Origin of the sequence: Pseudooceanicola lipolyticus (genome assembly GCF_002786325.1) — a bacterium.
Lineage (GTDB): Bacteria > Pseudomonadota > Alphaproteobacteria > Rhodobacterales > Rhodobacteraceae > Pseudooceanicola_C > Pseudooceanicola_C lipolyticus.
Genome location: NZ_PGTB01000395.1, coordinates 1 through 841 on the forward strand (window position 1 = coordinate 1; position 841 = coordinate 841).

Annotated in this window: 1 protein-coding gene; it reads right to left on the bottom strand. The window is 51.8% G+C overall.

Annotation, left to right across the window (positions count from 1 at the left end):
• Positions 1 to 277 precede the first annotated feature (277 nt).
• A complete protein-coding gene (locus CVM52_RS28230; RefSeq protein WP_100165094.1) occupies positions 278 to 697 on the bottom strand; it encodes an actin-binding ADF family protein in 420 nt (139 codons plus the stop codon).
• Positions 698 to 841: the final 144 nt, after the last annotated feature.

An 841-nucleotide genomic window follows, 5' to 3' on the forward strand; every position in this document is an offset into this window, starting at 1 on the left:
TTGGGAAGGGAACATTATCGATTACTTATTTGTAGTAGTAAGTTGAACAGCGCAACACATGTCCATAGTCCATACATAATTGGCAGATAACAAGGAATTACATGATAGATCCAAACCTTCATGGTCTTCTGGGAGCCATGAGGATCTTTTTACACAGCAACAAACCCACAAATCACCAAAGCAGTCTTTCGCAGCACCAAGTCTATAATGGCATACAAATCCACAGTAGTAGGCGAGTCCATGATGCGTGATCATGAAACTCGCGATGGCGGTGCGCCTAGCGTGCCCGATCCTTGATCTCATCGAGGCTGATTTCACTCGCATCTGTGGCCTGGAGTTCAACCTGAATGCCATTGAGGCCACTCTTGAATTTCTGGTTTGAGATTGCGTAAAGCATCTTGCTCTTCACCTTGGCGGAGGATGGGGACCATAGGATATAGAAGATCCTGCTCTTCTGGACATCCTCTGCAGTAACAAAGTCGAAATCATAGATCGCGTATCGGCAGTCATTCTCAGGGAGGCTGTTTGTGAAGTCATCGTAGCTGGTAGCGCGATCCCCGACCTGGTCCACAACTATCTCCTTGAACTTGTCGTCCATCTTGAAAGTTATGAAGCGGTGCAGCCTCTTCGACTGCAGCTCGCCAAACTTCAGCATGCACTCATCGTTCACAGCGACACCCGATCTCGCGTTCGCCATCTCGGGCGAGCTCGCGCGCCGGAACGGGACGGACGAGGGTGGAGGAGGAGGAGGAGGAATCGGCGCCGAGGAAGCGAAGCGTAGCGAGGAGAGGGGATGGCTCTGGCTGCTGCTGTGCTGCTAGCCTGCGTGCCGACTGCCGAG